This is a genomic window from Luteibacter sp. P4_D7_3 (assembly GCF_056401735.1).
Genome location: NZ_JBFUIT010000370.1, coordinates 1 through 3563 on the forward strand (window position 1 = coordinate 1; position 3563 = coordinate 3563).

The window sequence follows — 3563 nt, forward strand, 5'->3', positions numbered from 1 at the left end:
GTCCTGGCTCTTATCGACACTCCGGAACTCGATCAACAATTTGAACAGGCTAAGGCCCAGCTTGTGCGGGCGCAGGCGAGCGTCCGTCTGGCGGATACGACGGCGAAGCGCTGGCATGATCTTTTGGAGTCGCGGTCGGTCTCTAAGCAGGAGGCGGATGAGAAGGCGAGCGAAGCCGAGACCGCACGAGCGGGTGTCTTGGGAGCTAAGGCGGATGTGGATCGCCTCGCAGCCCTGGAGTCTTTCAAGCGTATTGTGGCGCCGTTCGACGGGACCGTCACCGCACGCAACACGGATATCGGCGACCTGATTTCCGCTAACAGTGGTGGCGGTGATCCGTTGTTCTCCATTGCCGACACAACCCAGATGCGTCTTTACACGCAGGTCCCTCAGGGCTACGCGTCGGCCGTGGTGCCGGGTATGAAAGTGAAGCTCCTCGTCTTGGGCCATGGCGGGGAGACCGTCGACGGTACGCTCATTGGCACCTCCCATGCTATCAATCGGGCGTCAGGCACCCTGYTGGCACAGTTCAAGGTCGAGAACCCGCGGCAGGACCTCCTGCCCGGCGACTTTGCGGAGGTCCAGCTGACAACCCATGCCACGGGCAACACCGTGACCGTGCCGGCGACCACGCTTCTGTTCCGCGCGGCGGGTCCGCAGATCGCCGTCATGGGGAAGGACAACACCGTCCTTCTGCGTGACGTGCACATTGCGATGGACCTCGGCGACAAGCTGGAGATCGACCAGGGATTACACCCTGACGATCGAATCATCGATCACCCGACGGACTCTCTGGCCCAGGGTGACACCGTTCAGATCGCTCCTCCTTCGACCGACGAGCACAATCATGCCAAGAATGCGTGAGCTGACATCTCGCAGTCTCTGCACGGGCTTGCTACTGGCACTCGGTGGCTGCTCCCTCGCGCCCGAGTACGTAAAGCCGTCGATCGGCCCACTACCCGATGCGTTCAAGGGTGCGGCTGCTCCCAGAGGCTGGGCCGTCGCAGCCCCCGGCGATGCGGTCGCTCGTGGTCCTTGGTGGAAGGTCTACGGCGATCCGACACTAGACGAACTTGAGACAAAGCTGGATACAAACAACCCCGACCTTGCCGTGGCTCTTGCACGACTCGACACCTCACGCGCCTTCCTCGAGCAGTTGGGCGCTGAACAGGCTCCTCGCATCGGTGTCAGTGCCAGCCCGACGAATGACCGCCAGTCGGACAATCGCCCTTTGCGGGGGACCAATCAGCCCAACGAATACGACACCAGAACGTTCGGTCTGTCGACGGGCTATGAGTTGGATCTTTGGGGGCGCATCCGCAACGAAGTCGCGGAAGGTAAAGCCCAGACGCAGGCCGCGGAAGCCGACCTTGCATCCGCTCGGTTGAGTCTGCAGGCGCGACTAGCAGATCTCTACATCAAGCTGCGGGGTTTCGACACCGAGTCACGTATCGTCCAGGATTCACTTGCGGCGTTCAGTGACGGGCAGCAAATGACGCGTAAGCGGATGGACGGCGGGGTGTCGTCCGGTTTGGACCTCGCTCGCGCAAACGCGCTGTTCGCAGACGCGCAAGCACAAGACACGGAGCTCAGGGTACAACGCGCGCTGACCGAGCACGCGATCGCAACGCTGGTCGGCGAGCCTGCTTCGAGCTTCTCGTTACCCGCCGCGCCGACTGCCGCTGTGGCGCTTCCCGCCATTCCGGTAGACGTGCCGTCCTCGCTCTTGCAGCGAAGGCCAGACATCGCTGCTGCTGAACGGCGCGCCTTTGCGGCCAACGCCGGCATTGGTGTCGCCCGGGCAGCCTTTTACCCAGACATCGGCCTCAGTGCCGCATTTGGATGGCAGGACGTAGGGCACGGTGATCTGCTCGCTGCCAGCAATCAGTTCTGGAGCCTTGGTCCGTTGGCATCGATGAATCTTTTCGATGGGGGCTTGCGCCGAGGACGCGAGGCGCAGGCGAAAGCTGAGTTCGCATCGGCGTCCGCTGAGTACCGAAGTGTTGTGCTCCGCGCATTTCAACAGGTCGAAGACAATCTTTCCTTGCTTCAGGAGCTCGGCCGGGAGAACGAGCAGGAGACCGCAGCAGCCGATGCAGCGAAGGAATCACAGACGCTAGCGACCAATCGCTACAACGAAGGCGTCGTCAGCTACCTCGAAGTCGTGACTGCCCAAACAGCCACGCTGCAGGCCGAGCGTACGGCTGAGCTTGTGCGGACAAGGCAACTGCAGGCGAGTGTCGATCTCATCCGAGCCCTCGGCGGCGGATGGTCTGAAGCCACGACCCAAACCGCGCAGCTGAAAGATCCACAGGACCGGTCCATCTGAACGTGAAGACAGCAGCCAGCTTTTCACTTGGAGACTTATCGTGATGTTCCGACCCATTCGGCAAGCTCTGCAAATCTTCCTCGTCGCCGGGCTCTCTGCCGGATGCGCTGCGAACCTGGAGACCAGGACAGTGCAGGGTTCGGATACCTATCAGAAATGGGACGCGCGAATGAACCAGATGCCGTTCAACTTCCATTATCCAGACGGTCATATCGAAAGCTTCGATGTGCACGGTAACGTCTGGCCGGTTCCGTTGGGGCTTTCGAAGCCAGCGGGCGAACGTGTTGAAGTTTATTTCGGCCACTTCCCTCGGCTGCCACCGACGATGTGCAGCAGTCACCTCAATCTGAGTGGCCCCGCCATCGACCAGACGACGCCGAATGTGGTGGCGTCAATCTGCGACCACGACCGAGTTGTTGTGTCGTTCCGCGATCATGTGAGGCCTCGTGTTCTCGTGGAGAAGTCTGAGTACGTCAGCCGCGTACGACATGTGTTGTTGGAAGGCATTTGGGAAAGCGCTGCGCAGGAACCCGATCCGCTCCCTTATTGACCTGTCTTCTTCGGACAAAGAAAAGCGGCGGGCAATGCCCGCCGCTCGTTCCGTCCCTGGGTAGAACTCCTTTCCGATGGTGGTATCAGAACGGGTAGTAGCGGAAGCTGGTGAAGACCATATCTTCCTTAGCCTTCGCAGAGCCACCCACGCCTTCAAACGAATCACGCACCGTATGCGAGTACTGGGCGCCGAACTGGGCCTTGCCGAACTTGCCCTGGTAGAACTTCCACCAGAAGCCCAGGGTGCCCTGGTAAATCTGCTTCGTGTTGCCTACGCAAGCGCCGCCTTCAATGTCGCAGCCCGCATTGCTGTACGCAGCGTTGCCGTAGCCGAGAGGCACGCCGTTGTACGAGAACGCTTTCGCATCTTCGTGCTCGCGGCCGCCGAGAAGATAGATGTCCATGTCCGGATTGGCGTGCAAGGTCAGGCCAGCCAGAACCATGTTTTCCTTGATCGGAGCGATCGAGCCGTTCGGCTTGAACGTCACGTCCGGCAGCTGTGCCGAGCCATAGCGACCGATGCCACGGCCCTGCATGCCGGAGAACTGGAAGTCCAGGAACTTTTCGACCACAGGCAGGATCATGCCGACGCCGAAACCGCCGCCGTAGACGTCGTGGTTGCTGGGGCCTGAGCCCGAGTTGTAGCGGTTATAGAACGCGCGGCCAAGGCCGAAGATTTCGT

General features: G+C 60.8%; 4 protein-coding genes. 3 read left to right on the forward strand and 1 reads right to left on the reverse strand.

What is annotated here, in order from left to right; genetic code table 11:
- The 3 genes from AC1DSN_RS20015 to AC1DSN_RS20025 form a co-directional block, all read left to right on the forward strand.
- The coding region (locus AC1DSN_RS20015) for an efflux RND transporter periplasmic adaptor subunit (RefSeq protein WP_477332441.1) at window positions 1–864 on the forward strand (864 nt) is incomplete at its 5' end.
- Window positions 857–2329 carry an efflux transporter outer membrane subunit gene (locus AC1DSN_RS20020; RefSeq protein WP_477332443.1) on the forward strand — a complete coding sequence of 491 codons (1473 nt, stop codon included), beginning with the start codon at window positions 857–859 and terminating at the stop codon, window positions 2327–2329. The genes AC1DSN_RS20015 and AC1DSN_RS20020, both read left to right, overlap by 8 nt.
- Before the next feature lie 43 nt (window positions 2330–2372).
- Complete coding sequence (locus tag AC1DSN_RS20025) at window positions 2373–2879, forward strand: hypothetical protein (RefSeq protein ID WP_477296100.1); 507 nt, start codon at window positions 2373–2375, stop codon at window positions 2877–2879.
- A gap of 85 nt (window positions 2880–2964) precedes the next feature.
- On the opposite strand, the gene AC1DSN_RS20030 is transcribed toward AC1DSN_RS20025, so the two are convergent.
- On the reverse strand, window positions 2965–3563 hold a 599-nt coding region (locus AC1DSN_RS20030; RefSeq protein WP_477332445.1), incomplete at its 5' end, for a hypothetical protein.

What these genes read in the sequence shown, in the direction of transcription:
- AC1DSN_RS20020 (WP_477332443.1), top strand. Translation starts at nt 857, where the DNA reads ATGCGTGAGCTGACATCTCGCAGTCTCTGCACGGGCTTGCTACTGGCA.
- AC1DSN_RS20025 (WP_477296100.1), top strand. Translation starts at nt 2,373, where the DNA reads ATGTTCCGACCCATTCGGCAAGCTCTGCAAATCTTCCTCGTCGCCGGG.